Annotated in this window: 1 rRNA gene; it reads left to right on the forward strand. The window is 39.2% G+C overall.

Annotated features, from left to right (window positions below):
• Positions 1-73 (forward strand): 16S ribosomal RNA (locus tag C9J36_RS17150); the annotation flags it as partial.
• Positions 74-355 lie beyond the last annotated feature (282 nt).

Below are 355 nucleotides of genomic sequence, written 5' to 3' on the forward strand. Positions count from 1 at the left end.
GGTGGGATAGATGATTGGGGTGAAGTCGTAACAAGGTAGCCGTATCGGAAGGTGCGGCTGGATCACCTCCTTTCTAAGGATATTTTCGGAATATCTCCTACGGAGATAACATTCACGGCTTGCTGTTCAGTTTTGAAGGTTCATCAACGGATGAATACTTCTTATTTTGTGCTCCTGCGGTTACTCGTCGCAAATACGCGAGGAAGGAAATACAGGTAGCCTATTTGCTCTTTGAAAACTGGATAAAACGACATTGAAAGTAACAAGTTTTAAATAGATCAAGTAATTGATCGTGTAAGTTCTTAAATCTTATTTCTTTTATGAGATAAGTTGTAACTAACATGAAGGTTTCAAG

This window comes from Metasolibacillus fluoroglycofenilyticus (assembly GCF_003049645.1).
Lineage (GTDB): Bacteria > Bacillota > Bacilli > Bacillales_A > Planococcaceae > Metasolibacillus > Metasolibacillus fluoroglycofenilyticus.